Origin of the sequence: Nonomuraea sp. NPDC050786, from assembly GCF_040654115.1 — a bacterium.
Taxonomy (GTDB): Bacteria; Actinomycetota; Actinomycetes; order Streptosporangiales; family Streptosporangiaceae; genus Nonomuraea.
The window spans coordinates 376,558-394,200 of record NZ_JBFAHJ010000001.1 but is presented as its reverse complement, the minus strand read 5'-3'; the positions used below and the strand labels follow the sequence as shown (position 1 = coordinate 394,200).

Sequence of the window (17,643 nt, the reverse complement as noted above, 5' to 3'; positions counted from 1 at the left end):
GGCTGTCGCGCTGAAGAACTCACGCCGTTCGGGAGCGCAGCCCGAGCAGAACGTCGATCACCAGGAACGCCGCCAATGAGATGCCCATGAGTGGCAGGAAGATCCCGGCGGCGGCGGCGAGCAGAGCGAGCGGTGCCAGCAGGGCCCGGTGCACGTTCCGCCAGCCGCCTCGGGCGTACGGCTTGCCGAAGCCGCGGGTGGGTTGGCGGCGCCACCACATGCGGTAGCCCAGCACGATGAGGGTGATGAGGCCGACGGCCAGGAGAGCCAGGAGGATCTGGTTGGCCAGGCCGAACAGCAGGCCCATGTGCCCGTCGATGCCCCACCGGGCGAGCTTGGCGGCGAGGGAGTAGTCCGCGAAGCGGAGCTCGGCTGTCACCTCGCCGGTGGCGGCGTCGACGGCGATCTGGTCCAGGCGGGTGGGCGCGGTCTTGTCGATCTCCTTCACCAGGTACGGCCGGCCGGGTTCGGCGGGCCACGAGATCTCCAGCGGGCCGGACAGGCCCTTGGCGGCGGCAGTCTGGGCGACGCGGTCCACCCCGACGTCGGCCGCGGTGGCATGGTGCCCGCCTGATGCCGTGTGCCCCGCGTGGTCGCTGCCGGAGACGTCGATCGACGGCGTGGTCCAGTTGAGTGCCGCGCGCAGCTCGTCGACGTTGGCTCCGGCGTACTTCGACCAGGTCAGGCCGGTGGCGGAGAGGAACAGCAGGCCGAGCACCGCCCACAGGCCGACCGAGCCGTGCCAGGACAGCGTGCGGCGCGGCCCGGACGCGGCGCGGTCGGGGACGAGGAGATGGCGGCGGTTGCGGCGCCGCCGGGCGATCCAGAGGATCAGGCCGCCGAGCGCGACGACCCAGAGCCAGCTGGCGGCCAGCTCGCTGTAGATCCGTCCGGGCTCGCCCAGGTGGAGCTGGCGGTGGAGCGTGGAGATCCAGGCGCGTACGGGGAGCGCTCCTGAGCTGCCGTAGCTCTCCAGCGTGCCGCGTATCTGGCCGTTGTGGGGATCGATGAAAACCGCCAGCTGGGTGCTTTCGGCCAGTCCCGGTTGGCTGATCAGGACTCGGGTGGTCTGGCCCGGCTCGGCGGCGGGCCGCACCGCGCTGACGGTGCCTTGGGGGTGTGCCGTGCGGGCCGTCGCGACCTGCCGGCTGAGCGGCAGGCTGGGCCCGCCGGCAGGCGCGGTGAGTTCGTGCTGGTAGACGATCTGTTCGAGCTGGTAGGAGGTGGCGTACAGCAGGCCGGTGCAGGCGGCGACGAGCAGGAAGGGGGCGATGAGGATGCCCGCGTAGAAGTGCAGGCGCAGCACCAGCGGGCGCAGTGCGGTCCAGGTCGCCGTGCGCTGTCCGGGGGATGGCGGGCCGGCGTGGCCGGCGGCGCTGCCGACGTCAGTGGTCGAGGTCATCAGGCGTTTCTCCACTCACAGGGCGACGCGCACGTTGAGGTACGCGTGCTCTCATCAGGGGATTCGAGGTACGCCGTGCCGTTCACAGGGCGCGGCGGAACGCAGGCCGACGGCATGACCGTGGCCGCGGAGGAGTCAGATGAGGGAGAAACGCACCGGCGGGCCGCGCCGGGAGATCGCCGCCGCGAACCGGGATCGCGGGAAGGGGACGTGCTCGTCCCATGGCCGGCGGCGGCTGTGCGGGCTCGTTCCGACCAGCCCGCCGGTCAGGACCAGCAGGACCTTCCACCAGCGCCGGACGGTGGTCACGGCGAGCTGGAGCAGAGCAGCCAGAGCCGATTCGCCGCGCTCCAGCCACCAGGCCGAAATGAGCGCCGTCATGGCGTGCACCAGGAACATTCCCACCCCGGTGCCGTGCTCGTGACCGGCCGTCACCGCATTGGCCGTGCCCGCGCCGAACAGCTGGTGCATGCCGTACTGCGTGGCGAAGCACGCCGCGAGCAGCGCTCCCATGCCGCGCTGGCTGCCGCCGAGCAGGTACGCGCCCGCCCAGGCCAGCACGGACGCGCCGAGCAGGATGCCCGGGCGCACCGGCTCGCCGCCGGCGAATCCGTGCAAGGCAGCCGAGACCAGCACGCACACTGCCGCGAACACCGCGGCACGCATCGCGCGCAGGACAGGCCGGCCGATATGCACCCGGTCATAGTGCCATGTGATGACGGGTACGCCTGCGGGCGGCCTGGTGCGGCTCGATCCACGGCGGGCGGGAGCGGTGCCCGCCCGGCCCTGCGGACCAAGCTCGGGCTGATGGGCGGGCGCCGCCGGCATCCGGACGTCAGGCGCCGCGGGCGGCGTCGTAACGGGCGATGACGTCGTTCCAGTTGATCAGGTCCCAGAGCTTCTCGACGTAGTCCGGGCGCACGTTGCGGTACTGCAGGTAGTAGGCGTGCTCCCAGGCGTCGAACACGAGCAGCGGGGTGGTGTTCATGCCGACGTTGCCGTGGTGGTCGTAGACCTGCTCGACCACGAGGCGGCGGCCGAGTGGCTCCCAGGCCAGCACGCCCCAGCCGGAGCCCTGCACCGTGGCGGTGGCGGTGGTGAGCTGCATCTTGAACGCGTCGAAGGAGCCGAAGTGCTCGGTGATCGCGTCACCCAGTTCGCCGTCGGGGCGGTCACCGCCGTCGGGGGACAGGTTCTGCCAGAAGATCGTGTGCAGGACGTGCCCGGACAGGTTGAACGCGAACGTCTTCTCCAGCCCGACCAGACCGCCGAACTCGCCCTTGTCGCGCGCCTCGGCCAGCCTCTCCAGCGTGTCGTTGGCGCCCTTGACGTAGGCGGCGTGGTGCTTGGCGTGGTGCAGCTCCAGGATCTCCCCGGTGATCGCGGGCTCCAGCGCCGCGTAGTCGTAGGGCATGTCCGGAAGGGTGTACTCACCCATGGGCGTCTCTCTCCTCAGAAGCTCCTAGTTGCATATATCTCGCAATAACAATAATGATGCAACTACCTCGCGCTGTGGGCGGCATGCCGACATCGACGGCAACAGCATCCAGACGCAGTCATACTGCGGTTCGTGACCCTTGAAGAGGTACGTGTCCACCACCGCAGCGGGCAATGGTGCTCCGGTGTCCGAACCGGCGACAACATCGTGGCCTACGACGTTGAGATCCTTGCCCCGTGGCGGGCTCCCGGCCGACCCACGACCGATCGCTGCTTCGTGATCGCCGACGAGGGGATACAGATCCGAAGGCCGGTCACCTTCGTCGACGCACTCGAAGGCGGTTGGTACGTCGACCTGGTCGAACTGGAGGAAACGGCCCCGAAGCGGCTGGTGGTCCACGATCTGTACGTGGACATCGTCGTGCCCCCGGTCAGCCGACGCTACGAAGTCCTGGACCTCGACGAGCTTGCTGACGCGCTGCAGGACGGCGCCATCGATGCCGCCACCACGGCCAGGGTTCTGCGGGATACTCAGCGCTTCATCGACAAGCATCTGCGCAACCTGAACCAGGACCCGGCGCCCTCGTGGCCGGACTTCCCACCGGCAGCCATTCTGGGCCTGGCTGAGCTGCCGCCCTTCGACGTTGGATGACGCTGAATCAAGGGCCGGGCGATCATGTGACTGTCCCGTTGGCTCCGCTCATGATCGCCCGGGCATAACGTGGTCGTCCGAGCCGGCAGTCGGCGGTGGTGAAGGCGTCGGTCATCGCGTGCAACGGCCTGCGCCAGAAGGTCAGGGGGTCGCTCACGTCGACCACGTGCAAAGGTCCGCGTCGTTGCCCAGCCGCCGTCTGGCCAACGCCGGCATCTCGGTGGTGGCGTCCCCGCTCGCCAAGGCCAGAGCCGAGGCCGCCCAGGCCGGTGCCCATCCCTACCCCGAGATGCGCGCGCTCCGCTGATCTCTCACCCCGCTATACGAAGGCAGTGACGCCCCCGTATGTGCCTTGGGGTGCTCGCCCGGTTACCTCGTATTCCAGGAGCAGCATGCCGTTCGGTGTGGCCTCGTGGTGGAGCAGGCGGAGGCCGGTCGTGGCGCCCATGCCGGTCAGCAGCCGTCGGCCGGTCCGGAGGACGGTGGGGGCGATCACGAGGCGAAGCGTGTCGATCAGGCCCGCCGACAGCAGTGAGTCGCCGAGGCGGGCGCTGCCGTGGATTTGGAGCTCCCGGCCTGGCTGTGCTTTGAGCTCGGTGACCGCGTGGATCGGATCGCCCTTGAGGACGATCGTGGGGCTCCAGGTTCCTTCGGTGAGAGTGTTCGTCACGACGTACTTCGGCAGGGTGTTCATCCGCTCGGTGAACGGGTCGGCCGGGTCGGTGATCTTCGGCCAGTCGCGTGCGAACGCCTCGTAGGTTCGCCGTCCGAGCAGCAGACCGTCGGCGAGGTCGAGCCAGTCGGAGGCGCGCTGGACGAAGGTGCCGTCCAGATGGGGAACGAGCCAGCCGCCACGGGTGAATCCGTCGCTGGTGTCCTCCTCCGGCGAGCCGGGTCCCTGGCTGACCCCGTCGAGGGTGAGGAACTCGGTGAGAGTGATCTTCATTGCTCTCCCTCGGTGAGAGCGGCCAGCTGGGCGGTGGCCGTCCCCCAGCCCTCGGCGAAGCCGAGCTTCTCGTGATGAGTGCGGGCCTCCGGGTCGCCGTGTTGGACGACAACCCGGTAGTCCGTGCCGTCCGGGTGATCGTTCAGCGTGATCGTGGCGGTCATCGCGACCGGGGCGGCGCTCGCGGGACGCCACGCGCTGTCGATCGCGTTCGTGAACACGATCCGCTCAAGCTCGTCCACGGCGAGAAAGCACGCGTCCAGGTGGGGGAGGAACTCGGTCCCGTCGTCGCTCAGCCGCGTCACGAACGCCCCGCCGGGCCGCAGGTCGAGGCGGTCCACCCGGCATCGGGTCGGAGCCGGGAGCCACCACTGCTCAAGCCGGGACGGGTCCGTCCAGGCCCGCCACACGGTCGCGCGCGGGGCACGGATGATCCGCTCCAGAGCAAGGTCGAGTTCGGGGTTCACTGCCGTTTCTCCTCCGGGTCGGTGACGAACTGTTCGAGGCGGTCGGTGCGTTCCTCCCAGATCCGGCGCTGCTCGGCGAGCCAATCGCCCACCAAGGCGAGCCGCTCGCGGTTGAGCACGCAGGTGCGTACCCGGCCGGATTTGACGGTGCGGATGAGCCCGTTCGCTTCGAGCGTCCGTACATGCTTCATGAACGAGGGGAGGGTCATCGGGAACTCGCGGGCGAGGTCGCCGACGCTCATGGGCCCGTGGCCGAGGCGCCGGACGACGGCGCGCCGGGTCGGGTCGGCGAGGGCGACGAACACCCCGTCGAGCTGCACCGAATACTGTGCCATGTGGCTAAGTATTGCCATCTTGCAATAGTTAGCGCAAGGGCTAAGTGTTGAGACTCGGACAGATGATCAGGAAGCGTCATCGGATGGTGCAGAGAAGCGCCGGTTTCGCGGGGCCGCCGGCCGCTCATCCTTCGGCCAAGGGCGCGCCCCGGTAGGCGCGCCAGAGGGCGAGGTCGTAGCCCAGGCCCAGGGCCGCGCCGAGCAGCAGCGGAGCCCCCAGCGCGGCGAGAGTGCCGGTCAGCAGGGTGGTGGCGGCGATGGGAGCGGCGGAGACGGCGATGCTGCGGGCCAGGCTGGTCATGCTGGCGGCGGCCGTGCGGTGCGCGGAGGGAACGACCGCGGCCGTGAAGGCCTGCCGCGCCGGTACGTCGATCTTGGAGACCGTCTGGCGGAGCAGCAGCAGGGTGACGGCGGTGGCGAGGTCCGGGGCGAACGGGATGCAGGCGAGCAGCAGATTGGCCACCGTGTGCGGAACGAGCATCGTGGCCAGCAGGCCGCGCCGGGCGGCCAGCAGCGGCGCGGTGAGCTGGGCCAGGGCCGGTAGCAGGTTGGCGGCGAAGAACACCAGGCCCAGTTGCGTGGTGGTGGCGCCGTAGCGATGGGCGAACCACCAGGCCAGCACCGCCTGGACGGCCAGCCCGCCGGACAGGGCGTCCAGGGCGGACAGCCCGGCCAGCAGGCGGACCTGCCTCGGCACCCGTACGCGGGAGCCGCCCTTGTCCTGTCGTGCGATCTCGGGCGCCTCGATCTCCGGCGTCAGGTGCCAGAACATCGTCACGGTGCCGGCTGACAGGACCGCGTACAGGGCGAAGGCGGCGTCGGGGGCCGATGTCCACGGTTGGAGCCCGAGGGCGGCGGCGGCCAGCGCGCCCAGTGCGCCGGATGCCATGGCGGCGACGTTGTAGCAGGTGAAGACGGACGTATGGCGGGCCTTGGGGCAGGTCTGGGCGAGGATCGTCTGCTCCACACCGGAGAACGGCGTGTTGTCGTTGGTGGAGGGCGAGATCGTCCCGATGAAGGCGGCGGCGACCAGGACGGGGTACGACTCGCTGAGCGCGAACACGGCGCCGGTCACCGCCATCAGGCAGCCGCACGCGATCAGCGTTCGCCGCCGTCCCCACACGTCGGCGAACAGGCCCAGCAGCAGGCTCGCGAACACCGAGCCGGCGGAGGCCACGGCCAGCAGCAGGCCGGTCTGCCAGGGGGCGTCGCCGTCCTCGGCGAGCAGCTCGGCCAGGAGCACGCTGGTGCATCCGTACCCGAAGGTCCGCAGCGCCCGTGCCGCGATGACCAGCAGCCCGTTGCGTCCCACTTCGGCCGGAAAATGGCCTCTGACCTGCGTATTCGACATGCGGCATGATGTCGTGGGCACTACACCGGGCACACGGCGAACGCGCGAAGACGCGCGAAGATCTTCCTGTGGATGCCCTGATGTGGCGCGGCGCCCGCGAACTGAGCGCGCCTACTTCGCCAGGGATTCGGCGACGAGCCGCCAGATCTCCGCGGCCAGGTCCATGTTGCCGCTCTGCTGGGCCTGCTCGGCGAGCTTCCGCAGCCCGGCGAGCGCCGGATCCTGCTCGCCCTCCAGGAGCAGCACGCGGTTGCGCAGCACGTCGAGCCTGATCCGCTCCTGGTACGGCAGCAGGTCGTCGAAGCCGGTCAGCCGGTCCAGCAGCGCGCGCGCCTCGTCGGCGCGGCCGGTGATGACGGCGATACGGGCGCGCACCGCCAGCAGTTGCTGCTCGATGGCCGGCGCGCCCGCGAACGGCAAGGCCCCTTGGACCTCTTCGACGCGCCGCTTCGCGGTCTCCGTTCGCGGGGGATCGGCCATGAGATCGAGCCGGGCCGAACTGATGCGCAGGCGCATCCACATCGTCAGGTCATCTCGACCGTCGAAGCCGTGGACGGCCTGGTCCATCAGCTCTGCGGCGGCGTCGAGATCGCCCTGACGGGTCCGGATGTTGGCCGCGGTCCACAGGGCCTGCGCCCATTGCGATCCGGAGCCCTTCTCCGCCACGGCGAGCAGCTCGTCGGTGTAACGGGCGGCGTCGGGGATCCGCCCGGCCTCGCCCAGCGCCGACACCAGGGCGAGCAGCGTCGGGGTCTGTACGCGGGCGGGCAGCGCCTCGCTTTTCGCCAGCTCGTAGGCGTGTGTCGCGGTGTCGACGGCGCCGTTGATCTCACCGGTATCCCGCATGCAGCGGGCCAGCTCGGCCAGCACCCTGGCCTGCAGTTCGGGCAGGCCGATCTCCGCGCTGAGCGCGACCAGCTCGTCGAGGCACGACCGCTGCTCGGCGTACTCCTGCCGCTGCCGGCGCCACTCGGCGACCCGCCAGAGCGCCTGCCAGCGCAGCAGCGGATCCTCGCCCCCCGAAGCCTTCAGGGCTTCGCTGAGCGTCTGGCCGGCTTCGTCCTGGCCCAGGCCGGTGGCCAGCGTCAGGCTCTGGGCAAGGGAGCTCGCCGTGGATCGGGTGAGCTCGGCCGGGCTGATGCCCAGCTGTGCGGCCAAATGCGCGATGGCCCGCTCGGTGGGCTGACGCGCACCGGACTCCAGCCGGGACAGGTATCCCGCGGACATGCCCGTGCCGGCGAGCGCGGCGAGTGTCAGGCCGCGTTCGGTCCTCAGCTGCCTGAGTCGGCGGCCGAAGACTGGCTGCTCGAGCATGTCGAACTCCCGGGTCGTGGTGACGTCGTACGACGTCCGGTGGGGTGCATTGAGCCCGAGCCTAGCTCACTTGCCTGGGCCACGACAATTCCTTGCCAATTCTGGACCGGAGCCGCCGATGATATATGGCAATTGTTTGCCACGGCGGAAGCCCGACGAGGTCGCTCTGGACCTGCTGCGGTTCATCGCCGAGACGGCATGGCCGGAGGGCCCCGAAGATCGACTGATGCCGGCCGCAGGCCCGCGCCGCGCGGGCCTGCGGCCACGCCATGATGTTCCGATGGACAAGGCGACCGCTTACCATGACGCGCTCGGCGATCACTTCGCCAGGCATGCGGAGACGAGCCCCTACAACGCCTACACCGACAGGCCCGCGATGCTTCAGCTCGCGGGCGACGTCTCCGGGGCCAGGATCCTGGATGTCGGCTGTGGGGCAGGCCACTACGCGGCCGAGCTCTCGGCCCGCGGTGCCCAGGTGGTCGGGATCGAAGGCAGCGCCACACTGCTGCGCCACGCGCGGGCACGCGTGAACGGCCACGCCGAACTGCTTCTCCATGATCTCGAAGAGCCGCTCGGGTTCGCCGCTGACGCATCGTTCGACGGGGTGGTCTGCGCCCTCGTGTACGAGCACATCAGGAACCGGGTGCAACTGCTCGGCGAACTACGCCGCGTCCTGCGGCCAGGCGGATGGTTCCTGATGTCGACCACCCATCCGACAGCCGACTGGCGTCACTTCGGGGGCTCGTACTTCAGCCACGACTGGAGAGAGCTGCCCCTCGGGGACGGCGAGCTCTCGATCCACTACCAGCGCATGCCCTTGGAGACCTTCCTGGGCGAGCTGCTGGCCGCCGGGTTCGTGCTGGAGCAACTGATCGAACCGCGTCCCACGGCCGGCCTCCGGGAGATCGACGAAGCCGCCTACGACAAGCTGCACCAAGCGCCGTCCTTCCTGGCGGTGAAGCTGAAGCGCCCTTGAACGCACTCTGCGGACTCCATGACACGGCATTCCCGGTGCACTATTGAGCCATTGCGGGACCCTGCAGCTCTGGAGAGGACCGAGCATGGCCCCTCATCGCAATGCCGCACCTCGCCGGCGCCCAGCCGGGAAGACCGCGCGCAACGTGGCGTACGTCATCGCCGCAGCGGTGCTGACGATCAGCCTGGGTGTGGCGACCAACCAGGTTCTCAACGGCACCGATTTCCAGCCGCTGTGGCTGGTCCTCGGGCTGGTGCTGGCGGTGCTCACCATAGTGCTGCAGCGGTGGCTGGACCGGCGGAACCTCGCCGACGCCGAACTCCGGCCGGTCCTCTGGCCGGAGCTCATTGACGGCAGTGGCCGCCCCAAAGAACTGAGCGGGATCACTCCGCAGGATCTGGGGGCGCATGTCAACCGGTTCGCCGTCAGCGGGCAGCCACCCTACATTCCGCGTGCCGCCGACGATGCGCTGGCGGCGGCGTTCACCGGCGACGACGGCCCGCGGCTCGTGATCGTCCACGGGCCGCGGCTGGCGGGAGCCACCGCCACGCTCGCGCACGCGGTGCTCACTCACCTGCCCGGCCACTATCGGGTGGTGGCCTACCAGGACGATCCTCGCCTGCCGATCAGCGCGATGATCGAGCACGCGGGCCGTCATCGCGCCGATCACGGCGGTGTGGTGCTCTGGCTGGACGGCCTGACCCCGCAGCGCCTCGGCGAGCTGGCGGCGATCCCGCTGGAGCAGTTCACGCCGGGCTTGTGGGTGGCGGCCACCCTGGCCGACGGCGGGCCCCGGGAAGAGCCGCTCTCCGGCCGGGTGGCCAGATTCCTCGACGAGAACGCGGCGCGGGTCGAACTGCGGACCATCACGCCGACCGAGCGTCGAGCCCTCGAGTCCTGCGACGCCTACGCGGCTCTGCGGCCGGTGCTGGCCGAGGGGCATGAAGTGCTGATGGGCCGCCTCATGGTGGCCTGGGAGGAGATCCGCCGTGCCCTGGCGGCTGACGGGGAACGCTCCACCGACCGCATCGCGCTGCTGCACGCCGTCACCGATTGGTACCGGCTGCACCTGGACAGCCGGCGGCTGCTCACCCGCGACATCCTGGACCATCTCTTCCAGACCTACCGGCGGGAGATCGCCGCGCTGCCGCCCGATGCTCCCGTTCCCGTCACCGGCTACCGCTCTGCCCTGAAATGGGCCATGGCCGCCGACAGCAGCCGACCGCGGTTGATCGAGCTCAAGGCTTCCGGGTCGGGCCGGTTCTACGCTCCTCACTCGCTGCTGACCGTGTTCGCCGAGGACTTGGACGAAACGGCCTCCTGGCCCGTACACGACGCCTTATGGCTTTACGCCGACGAGTTCTTCGACGGGGACCAGCGCCGGGACATCGGCTATGCCGCCCTGCAGCGGCAGGCGTACGCGGCGGCGTTCTCCCTGTTGGACCACACCGACACCGACGTCGAGGCGGGCGTGTGGGGGCGCACCGCCCTTCAGTTGCATGACGCCGGAGACTTCGACGGGGCGCGCCGCTGGTGGCGGAGGGCGATCGCCCTCGGCCATCCTGACCACTCGCCGGAGGCGATGTACGAACTCGGCCTGATGGAGAAACGCCAGGGCAATTTCGAGGAGGCCCGGCGCTGGTACGGCGAGGCGATCGCCAGCGGTCATCCCGACCACGAAGCGTGTGCCAAAGGCGCCCTGGGGCTGATGGAGGAGCAGCAGGGCAATCTGGACGAGGCCCGGCACTGGTTCGGTGAGGCGATCGCCACCGGCCACCCCGACCATGCGCCCTGGTCCATGATCCATCTGGGCTGGTTGCTGCAGGAGCAGAACGAGATCGCCCCCGCCCGGCTCTGGTACGGCGAGGCGGTCGCCTCCGGCCATCTCGACCACGCCCCGTACGCGATGCACAACCTGGGGTTGCTGGAAAGGCAGCAAGGGCATGTGGAGGAGGCCCGGCGCTGGTACCGGGAGGCGATCGCCTCCGGTCACCCGAACGAGGCGCCCGCCGCGATGAACAGCCTGGCTGGTCTGGAGAAGGAGCAGGGCGATCTGGACGAGGCCCGGCGCTGGTACCGGGAGGCCGTCGCCTCTGGTCACCCGGATGCGGCGCCCATCGCGTTGCGCACGCTCGCCTGGCTGGCAAAGGACCGGGGTGATCTGGACGAGGCCCGAGACCTGTACCGGCAGACGATCGCCTCCGGTCATCCGAACGAGGCGCCCGCCGCGATGTGCAACCTCGGGTGGCTTGAACAGCAGCAAGAGAACATGGATGAGGCCAGGCGCTGGTATCACGGAGCGATAGCCTCCGGCCACGCCGGCAACGCGCCCATCGCCAAGCACAATCTTGGGTGGGTGGAGGAGCAGCAGGGCAATATGGAGGAGGCCCGGCGCTGGTGGCGGGAGGCGATCGCCTCCGGTCATCCGAACGAGGCGCCCGCCGCGATGCGCGCCCTCGCGTGGCTGGAAGATCACCACTGGGGGAACACGGAGCAGGCGCGGCAGTGGTACAGCAGGGCGATGACGTCCGGTCACCAGAAGGAGGCGCCTGCCGCGATGTGCAACCTCGCGGAGCTGGATGTGCGCCAAGGGAAGTTCGAGCAGGGCCGCCACTGGTATCGGGAGGCGATCGCCTCCGGCCACCCGGACTACGAGCCCGCCGCCAAGTATGGTCTCGGGTGGCTGGAGGAGCAGCAGGGCAACAAGGACGAGGCTCGCCGCTGGTACGGGGAGGTGATCGCCGGCGGGCACCCCGAGCAGGAGCCGCTCGCCCGCAAGGCGCTGCGTGATCTCGAGAGGCGGGAAGAGGATCTACGGCGGGCCGAGCACTACTCCCGGTACGGTTACCTCGCGTACGCCGACCCGTCGATGATGCGTCCCTCGCCCACCCCGGCCCCTGAGGACCGCCCGCCCGCGCAGGACCCTTCACCGCCCCGATGAAGCCGACAATGGGGAAACGCCGCGGGCGGGGTGGCCCAGGTTCAGCCCGCCCGGTCTGCGAAGCCGTCCAGTGCGGTGAGGATCTCCGTGTTCATGGTGGTGCTGCCGGTGTGCCCGGAGTCGTCGACGACCACGAGGCGGGCGTCCGGCCAGGCTTGTGCCAGTTCCCAGGCGTACTGGAGCGGCGCGCCCAGGTCGAAGCGGCCGTGGATGAGCACGCCGGGGATGCCGGCCAGCCGGTGGGCCTCGCGCAGCAGGACTCCCTCCTCCAGCCAGGCGCCGTTGGAGAAGTAGTGGCTGCAGATGCGGGTCAGGGCCAGCAGGGCGTCCGGCGGACGGTCGCTGTAGGCGTTCGGCTTGCCGTTGGTCTCCAGGGAGATCACGGCGTCCTCCCAGGCGGTCCAGTCCCGGGCGGCCCGGGCGCGGACGGCGGGGTCCGGGTCGGACATGAGGCGGGCGTAGGCGGCCAGCAGGTCGCCGTCGCGTTCGGCCTCGGGTACGCCGTCCCGGAAGCGCTGCCACTGCTCGGGGAAGAAGCGGCCGACGCCGCGGTACAGCCAGTCGATCTCGTAGCGACGGGTCATGGTGACGCCGGTGAAGACCATCTCTGACACCCGTTCGGGGAAGGCCTCGGCGTAGGCGAGCATGAGCGTGGATCCCCACGATCCGCCGTACAGCAGCCATCGGTCGACGCCGAGGTGCTCGCGCAGGCGCTCCATGTCGGCCACGAGGTGGTGCGTGGTGTTGGTGGACAGGTCGGCGTCCGGGTCGCTCGCGTGTGGTCGGCTGCGGCCGCAGTTGCGCTGGTCGAACAGGATGATGCGGTAGCGCCCGGGGTCGAACCAGCGGCGCTGACCAGGTGTGCAGCCGGAGCCTGGGCCGCCGTGGACGACCAGGGCGGGCTTGCCGCCGGGGTTGCCGCAGACTTCCCAGTAGACAAGGTGGCCGTCGCCGGTGTCGAGATATCCGTGGTCGTAGGGCTCGATGGGAGGAAAGCGGTGCATCCGACTAAAATAACAGCACTGTTGTATTCCTTGTCGGCTGAAGGACCGTTCTGCCGGTAGATGGGAAGATGCGAAGGCCGTACTGGCTGAATGGAAGAGAATCCTCGGCATGGCCGTCATCCACCACACCACCCTCAAGCCGACCAAGCTGGAACTGCTCACCTCCTGGCTGCCCTCCCGGCCGTGGTACGTCGGCGGCGCGGGCGCCCCGGCGCTGGCCAAGGCCGGCGGCTTCCGGCTGGACGACCCGCAGGGTGAGGTCGGGATCGAGTTCATGGTGGTCACCGACACCTCCGGCGCTGACCCGGCCAGCTACCTGGTGCCGCTCACCTATCGCGGCGCCCCGCTCGACGGGGCGGAGCACGCTCTCGTCGGCACCATGGAGCACGGCGTGCTGGGGCAGCGCTGGGCCTACGACGGCTGCCACGACCCGGTGCTGGTCGCCCAGTTGCTCGCCCTGGTCCAGGGCCGGGCCCAGGCCCAGGACCAGAACACCAGCGGCACCCCCGACCGGGAGGTCATCCGTTCCTACGACGGAGACGGCCTCTCCTCGCCGGACTTCACCGCCGCCGACGACCAGGAGGGCACCGAGCTGCTCGGGTCGCAAGGCACGTCCATCCGCTTGCAGCGGGTCCTTCGTCCCGCCCAGGACGGCGGGCCTCTCCTTCCGGCGGAAGCGATCGGCCACGTCGCCGGCTCCTGGCAGCTGCCGGATGGCACCCGCGCGCAGGGTCTGTTCGTCGTCTTGCACACCAGCCCGCGGATTTGACCGGTACGGTCGCCTTGACGGGGCGGCCGCCGCGCTGCCTTGGTGGTCAGAGCGCTCAACCCGGAGATCGGCCTGCGTGACGTCCGAGCCGACCTGCAGGAGATCGGCTACCCGTTCGAGCCTGGGCGCTGAGCGCCTCCAGTTCCTCCGCTCTGCGCTTCTTGAACGCTCTGCCGAGGTCCTCAAGCCGCTTCTTGCTGACGGACTTCGCCAGCTTGGGCAGGACCTTGCTCTCCTCCTCCTGCACGTGGCGATCGACCGACTTGGTCAGCTTGCCGAGCGTGCGGTCGAACTGTTTCGTCCCCGGCTCGGCCCGCATGAGCGCGTCGAGCAGGATCTCGATCTCTTTGTGCTCCTCGAAGCTGTGGTGGGCGTCGATATCCGGGTAGACCCGGTCTTCCTCCGCCCGCGAGTGCGCGATCAGGAGGGCGTGCAACTCGGCCACGACGGCCTGCTGGTCGCCCTCCTTGTTCTTGAGCCTCTGGAAGAGGCCCTCCACGGTCCGGTGGTCCTTGGTGATCAGGTCGATGACGTCGGTAGCCATGAGTCGGCAGCTACCCAGCAGGTCAGAGGCCATTCGCGGGGTAACGGCTCGACGTCGTCCAGCACGGCCACCTGCGCCGAAGCCAGGTCGGCGCGAGAGCGCAGGAGGCGGACCGGGTGCCGGTAACGACCGTGCTCGGTGGCGACATCGGCCAGGACCTCCACCACCACGCCCGGCTCGACCTTGATGTAGCTGATGGGGTCCGGCCGTCCGTAGACCCCGCCGGCCCACGCCGGCGGCAATCGCGGCGGCCAGGGATGGTCCGATCCGGCCGGCGCAGGTCACCGGTCAGCCCGCCCACGATCGCCTCCGTCGTGCTGCGGTACTTGAGTTTGAGCCAGCCCTGCGCCGACGGCTCGTACCGTGACCGGGCCGGCTTGATGACCAGCCCTTCGACGCCCGCCAGGTGCAGCGAGCCGTACCAGGCGCGGGCTTCGCTTTCGTCGGCCGTCTGCATGCCCAGCGCGAGCACGCCGGCCGCGGGGACGGACGTGAAGAGCTTCTCCAGCACCTTGCGGCGTTCGATCAGCGGCCTGGCCATCATGTCCCGGCCACGCACTCTCAACACGTCGAAAACGACGTAGTGGCACGGCTGCGTCCGGGCCAACTGCTCGGCCCCTCGATGTCCGGCGACCATGCGGTGCTGCAGCGCGGCGAAGTCGAGCCTGCCCGCAGACCAGCGCACGATCTCGCCATCGGCGCCATCAGGCTACGCAGACGCATGCCGCTCCCCCTGGTGACGCGGGGGGAGAACTCGGTGCCCGTCTACCCAGGTAGCAGGCACTCATGTGGCGGCGGTCGCCCCGTGCGAACTCAGTCGAACCCGTGGTGGCATAGTGGGGCCTCGGCGCCGCGCGTGTCCGGCTTCGGGCCGCACGCGTGCGGTTCGGGATCCGGGCGTCCACACGCCGCGGCGGGCCTCGTCGGGTGCGCGATTGGAGAGCGACGGATGCCGGGTGGACTCATCGCGCTGGCACTCGGCGGTTTCGGCATCGGTCTCACCGAGTTCCTGATCGCCGGGCTGCTGCCGCAGGTGGCGTCGAGTTTCGCGGTGTCCGAGGCGGCGGCGGGCTGGCTGATCTCCGGATACGCGTTAAGTGTCGCGGTCGGCGCGATCGCGCTGACCGCGGCGACGGCGCGGCTGCCCCGCAAGAGCGTGCTGGTCGGCCTGGTGGCGCTGTTCGTCATCGGCAACTTGCTGTCCGCCGTCGCGCCGAGCTACCCGGTGATGCTGCTCGGGCGGATCGTCGCGGCGTTGTGTCACGGTTCGTTCTTCGGTATCGGCTCGCTGGTCGCTCGCAGCCTGGTCGCGCCGGAGAGGAAGTCCCGCGCGGTGGCGGTCATGTTCGCCGGGCTGACGGTCGCGAACGTGCTGGGCGTGCCGTTCGGCGCGCTGGTCGGTGAGCACTGGGGCTGGAGAGCGGCTTTCTGGGCGGTCACCGGGATCGGCGTGCTCGCGCTGGCGGGGATCGTCGCTCTCGTCCCCGGCCGGGCCGGAGAGACGCGGCCGCCGGCAGTGACGGGCCGCTCCGATCCGATGCCGCCCAGCGGCCTGCGGGCGCAGTTTCGCGCGTTCCGGTCCTGGCAGGTCTGGCTGACCCTGACGGCCACCGCGCTCAGCTACGGCGGGATGTTCGGCGCGTTCAGCTACATCGCTTACACCTTCACCGAGGTCAGCGGCTTCTCCTCGGCGGATGTCGCCTGGTTGCTGATGGTGTACGGAGTCGGCCTGGTCGCCGGGAACCTGATCGGCGGCCGAGCGGCCGACCGTGACCGCGACCGCGCCCTGGTCCTCTCCCTGGTCGGACTGACCATCACCCTGGCCGTGTTCGGCCTGCTGGCCGGTAGCGCCACCGCGTCGGTGATACTGGTGTTTCTGATGGGGGTGTTCGGGTTCGCCAGCGTGCCCGGCATGATCACTCGCGTCACCGACGTCGCCCACGGGGCGGCGCTGGCCGCCAGCGCCAACGTGTCCGCGTCCAACATCGGCAACGCCCTTGGCGCCTGGCTCGGCGGTCTGGCCATCACCGCGGGCCTCGGATATGCCGCGCCGCTCTATGTCGGCGCGGGCATCGCCCTGACCTCCGTCGTCGTCATGGTCGTCGCCGCGCGCCCCGCCAGGTCATTCGCACGGCAGACCGGCCACTCCGTGTGAGCAGGCGCCTGAGGCGCCGCGCTCAACTCGCCGCCTGGTAGGCGGTGGTCCAGAAGTCGCGGTGCAGGCGCGGTGTGTGTGTCGAGTCCATCGCGCTCTGGGTCAGCAGGATGCCGACGAGGTCCTCGGCCGGGTCGGCGTACGCGGTGGTGCCCAGGCCGCCGTCCCAGCCGAACTGGCCCGGCGAGGCCAGGTCGCGGCGGTGGGTGCGGACCGCCATGCCGAAGCCGAACCCGCCGTGCCGGCCGAAGTGGTCGCCGAACGCGTCCTTCTCGACCTTCTGCGCCGGCGTCAGGTGGTCCATCGTCATGAGCTCGACCGAGGCCCGCGACAGGACGCGCTCGCCGCCCAGCGCCCCCTTGTTGAGCAGCATCCGGTAGAACGCGTGGTAGTCGTCCACGGTCGAGACCAGCCCGTCGCCGCCTGCCTGGAACACCGGCGGACGGCTGTACTTCCCGCCGGTGGCCTCGTCCCAGACGACCGGTTCGCCGGTCTCGGGGTCGTGCGCGTAGCTGGTCGGCAGCCGGTGGATCCGGTCGGCGGGTACGTGGAAGCCGGTGTCCTTCATGCCGAGCGGGGCGAACAGCCGCTCGCGCAGGAACTCCTCCAGCGACTGCCCGGTCACTCTGGCGACGAGCACGCCGAGCACGTCGGACCCGACGTGGTACTGCCACAGCTCGCCCGGCTGACGCATCAGCGGCAGCGTCCCGAGCCGCCGGATCCACTCCTCCGGACCGAAGTCCGGTGAGGTGGTGTCCAGGCCGAGCTCGCGGATCGCGGTCTGGATGGGTACGTGTCCGGCGCCGCCAGCACGACACCGAACCCGAAGGTGAAGGTCAGCAGGTCGCGTACGGTGATGGGGCGGGCCGCGGGCACCGTCTCGTCCAGCGGGGCGTCGATCCGGGCGAGCACCTGGCGGCCGGCCAGCTCGGGCAGCCACTCGTCGACCGGCTCGTCCAGCCGCAGCCGGCACTCCTCGACGAGGATCATCACTCCGGCGGCCGTGACCGGCTTGGTCAGCGACGCCATCCGGAAGATCGTGTCCCGCCGCATGGGCTCGGCGCCACCCGCGTGCATGGTGCCCATCGCCTCGACGCGCGTGTCGTCTCCCCGGCTGACCAGCGCGACCAGGCCGGGGACCGCGCCGGAGGCGACATGGCCGTTCAGCACGTCACGCATCCGCCGCAGGCCCGCCTCGGACAGCCCGGCGCGCCGGCCCTCTTCCCGGCGTCCCTGGGTCTCCCAAGCACCGCTGCCGTCCCAGGTGCCCTTCATGTCCCAACTGGTGATCTTCGACATGGTTCCCACTTCCGTTCGCGTGCGTCGTTCGCGTTATGCGCACAGTGTACT

The 17,643-nt window shown here is 70.1% G+C and carries 19 protein-coding genes; 6 read left to right on the top strand and 13 right to left on the bottom strand.

Annotated features, from left to right (window positions below; genetic code table 11):
• Positions 1-19 precede the first annotated feature (19 nt).
• The 3 genes from AB0H84_RS02105 to AB0H84_RS02095 all read right to left on the bottom strand — a co-directional run bounded on the left by AB0H84_RS02105 (position 20) and on the right by AB0H84_RS02095 (position 2,840).
• Positions 20-1,402: a PepSY domain-containing protein gene (locus AB0H84_RS02105; protein ID WP_357596778.1), complete on the bottom strand. Its 1,383-nt coding sequence runs from the start codon at positions 1,400-1,402 to the stop codon at positions 20-22.
• 135 nt (positions 1,403-1,537) lie between these two features.
• Positions 1,538-2,098, bottom strand: a complete 561-nt coding sequence (locus tag AB0H84_RS02100; protein WP_357596775.1) for a hypothetical protein — start codon at positions 2,096-2,098, stop codon at positions 1,538-1,540.
• A gap of 139 nt (positions 2,099-2,237) precedes the next feature.
• A complete protein-coding gene (locus AB0H84_RS02095) occupies positions 2,238-2,840 on the bottom strand; it encodes a superoxide dismutase (RefSeq protein ID WP_357596773.1) in 603 nt (200 codons plus the stop codon).
• A 132-nt stretch (positions 2,841-2,972) separates the two neighbouring features.
• On the opposite strand from AB0H84_RS02095, the gene AB0H84_RS02090 reads away from it, so the two are divergent.
• Both AB0H84_RS02090 and AB0H84_RS02085 read left to right on the top strand, forming a co-directional pair.
• Positions 2,973-3,491 (top strand): DUF402 domain-containing protein, encoded by a 519-nt coding sequence (locus tag AB0H84_RS02090; protein ID WP_357596770.1) that lies wholly within the window; start codon positions 2,973-2,975, stop codon positions 3,489-3,491.
• Between the two features lie 184 nt (positions 3,492-3,675).
• On the top strand, positions 3,676-3,798 hold the full coding sequence (locus AB0H84_RS02085; protein WP_357596767.1) for a hypothetical protein: 123 nt from the start codon (positions 3,676-3,678) through the stop codon (positions 3,796-3,798).
• A gap of 12 nt (positions 3,799-3,810) precedes the next feature.
• Here the strand turns inward: AB0H84_RS02085 and AB0H84_RS02080 are convergent, their stop codons facing one another.
• The 5 genes from AB0H84_RS02080 to AB0H84_RS02060 form a co-directional block, all read right to left on the bottom strand.
• On the bottom strand, positions 3,811-4,437 hold the full coding sequence (locus AB0H84_RS02080; protein WP_357596765.1) for a dihydrofolate reductase family protein: 627 nt from the start codon (positions 4,435-4,437) through the stop codon (positions 3,811-3,813).
• Positions 4,434-4,904 (bottom strand): SRPBCC domain-containing protein, encoded by a 471-nt coding sequence (locus tag AB0H84_RS02075; RefSeq protein WP_357596762.1) that lies wholly within the window; start codon positions 4,902-4,904, stop codon positions 4,434-4,436. Before AB0H84_RS02075 ends, AB0H84_RS02080 begins: the two co-directional genes overlap by 4 nt.
• Positions 4,901-5,239 (bottom strand): metalloregulator ArsR/SmtB family transcription factor, encoded by a 339-nt coding sequence (locus AB0H84_RS02070; RefSeq protein WP_357596759.1) that lies wholly within the window; start codon positions 5,237-5,239, stop codon positions 4,901-4,903. The genes AB0H84_RS02075 and AB0H84_RS02070 overlap by 4 nt, the downstream gene beginning before the upstream one ends.
• A gap of 124 nt (positions 5,240-5,363) precedes the next feature.
• Positions 5,364-6,551, bottom strand: a complete 1,188-nt coding sequence (locus AB0H84_RS02065; RefSeq protein ID WP_357596756.1) for an MFS transporter — start codon at positions 6,549-6,551, stop codon at positions 5,364-5,366.
• 150 nt (positions 6,552-6,701) lie between these two features.
• On the bottom strand, positions 6,702-7,904 hold the full coding sequence (locus AB0H84_RS02060) for a helix-turn-helix domain-containing protein (RefSeq protein WP_357596753.1): 1,203 nt from the start codon (positions 7,902-7,904) through the stop codon (positions 6,702-6,704).
• Positions 7,905-8,184: 280 nt separating this feature from the next.
• Between AB0H84_RS02060 and AB0H84_RS02055 the strand changes: the two genes are divergently transcribed.
• Both AB0H84_RS02055 and AB0H84_RS02050 read left to right on the top strand, forming a co-directional pair.
• The gene (locus AB0H84_RS02055; RefSeq protein WP_357596751.1) at positions 8,185-8,880 is read left to right on the top strand and encodes a class I SAM-dependent methyltransferase; all 696 of its coding nucleotides are present in this window, start codon (positions 8,185-8,187) and stop codon (positions 8,878-8,880) included.
• A 145-nt stretch (positions 8,881-9,025) separates the two neighbouring features.
• Complete coding sequence (locus AB0H84_RS02050) at positions 9,026-11,821, top strand: tetratricopeptide repeat protein (RefSeq protein WP_357596748.1); 2,796 nt, start codon at positions 9,026-9,028, stop codon at positions 11,819-11,821.
• 41 nt (positions 11,822-11,862) lie between these two features.
• Here AB0H84_RS02050 and pip read toward each other — a convergent pair whose 3' ends face one another.
• Positions 11,863-12,825, bottom strand: coding sequence for a prolyl aminopeptidase (pip, locus tag AB0H84_RS02045; protein WP_357596745.1), 963 nt, complete (start codon positions 12,823-12,825; stop codon positions 11,863-11,865).
• A 109-nt stretch (positions 12,826-12,934) separates the two neighbouring features.
• On the opposite strand from pip, the gene AB0H84_RS02040 reads away from it, so the two are divergent.
• Positions 12,935-13,594, top strand: a complete 660-nt coding sequence (locus tag AB0H84_RS02040; RefSeq protein WP_357596742.1) for a 1,4-alpha-glucan branching protein — start codon at positions 12,935-12,937, stop codon at positions 13,592-13,594.
• 55 nt (positions 13,595-13,649) lie between these two features.
• Here the strand turns inward: AB0H84_RS02040 and AB0H84_RS02035 are convergent, their stop codons facing one another.
• Positions 13,650-14,138: a hemerythrin domain-containing protein gene (locus tag AB0H84_RS02035; RefSeq protein ID WP_357596739.1), complete on the bottom strand. Its 489-nt coding sequence runs from the start codon at positions 14,136-14,138 to the stop codon at positions 13,650-13,652.
• A 22-nt stretch (positions 14,139-14,160) separates the two neighbouring features.
• Positions 14,161-14,823 (bottom strand): hypothetical protein, encoded by a 663-nt coding sequence (locus tag AB0H84_RS02030; protein ID WP_357596736.1) that lies wholly within the window; start codon positions 14,821-14,823, stop codon positions 14,161-14,163.
• A 264-nt stretch (positions 14,824-15,087) separates the two neighbouring features.
• Here AB0H84_RS02030 and AB0H84_RS02025 point away from each other — a divergent pair, with 264 nt between their 5' ends.
• Positions 15,088-16,293, top strand: coding sequence for an MFS transporter (locus AB0H84_RS02025; RefSeq protein WP_357596733.1), 1,206 nt, complete (start codon positions 15,088-15,090; stop codon positions 16,291-16,293).
• A 22-nt stretch (positions 16,294-16,315) separates the two neighbouring features.
• Here the strand turns inward: AB0H84_RS02025 and AB0H84_RS02020 are convergent, their stop codons facing one another.
• The gene (locus tag AB0H84_RS02020; RefSeq protein WP_357596730.1) at positions 16,316-16,987 is read right to left on the bottom strand and encodes a serine hydrolase; all 672 of its coding nucleotides are present in this window, start codon (positions 16,985-16,987) and stop codon (positions 16,316-16,318) included.
• Positions 16,987-17,592 carry a serine hydrolase domain-containing protein gene (locus AB0H84_RS02015; protein WP_357596727.1) on the bottom strand — a complete coding sequence of 202 codons (606 nt, stop codon included), beginning with the start codon at positions 17,590-17,592 and terminating at the stop codon, positions 16,987-16,989. The genes AB0H84_RS02020 and AB0H84_RS02015 overlap by 1 nt, the downstream gene beginning before the upstream one ends.
• Between the last annotated feature and the right edge of the window lie 51 nt (positions 17,593-17,643).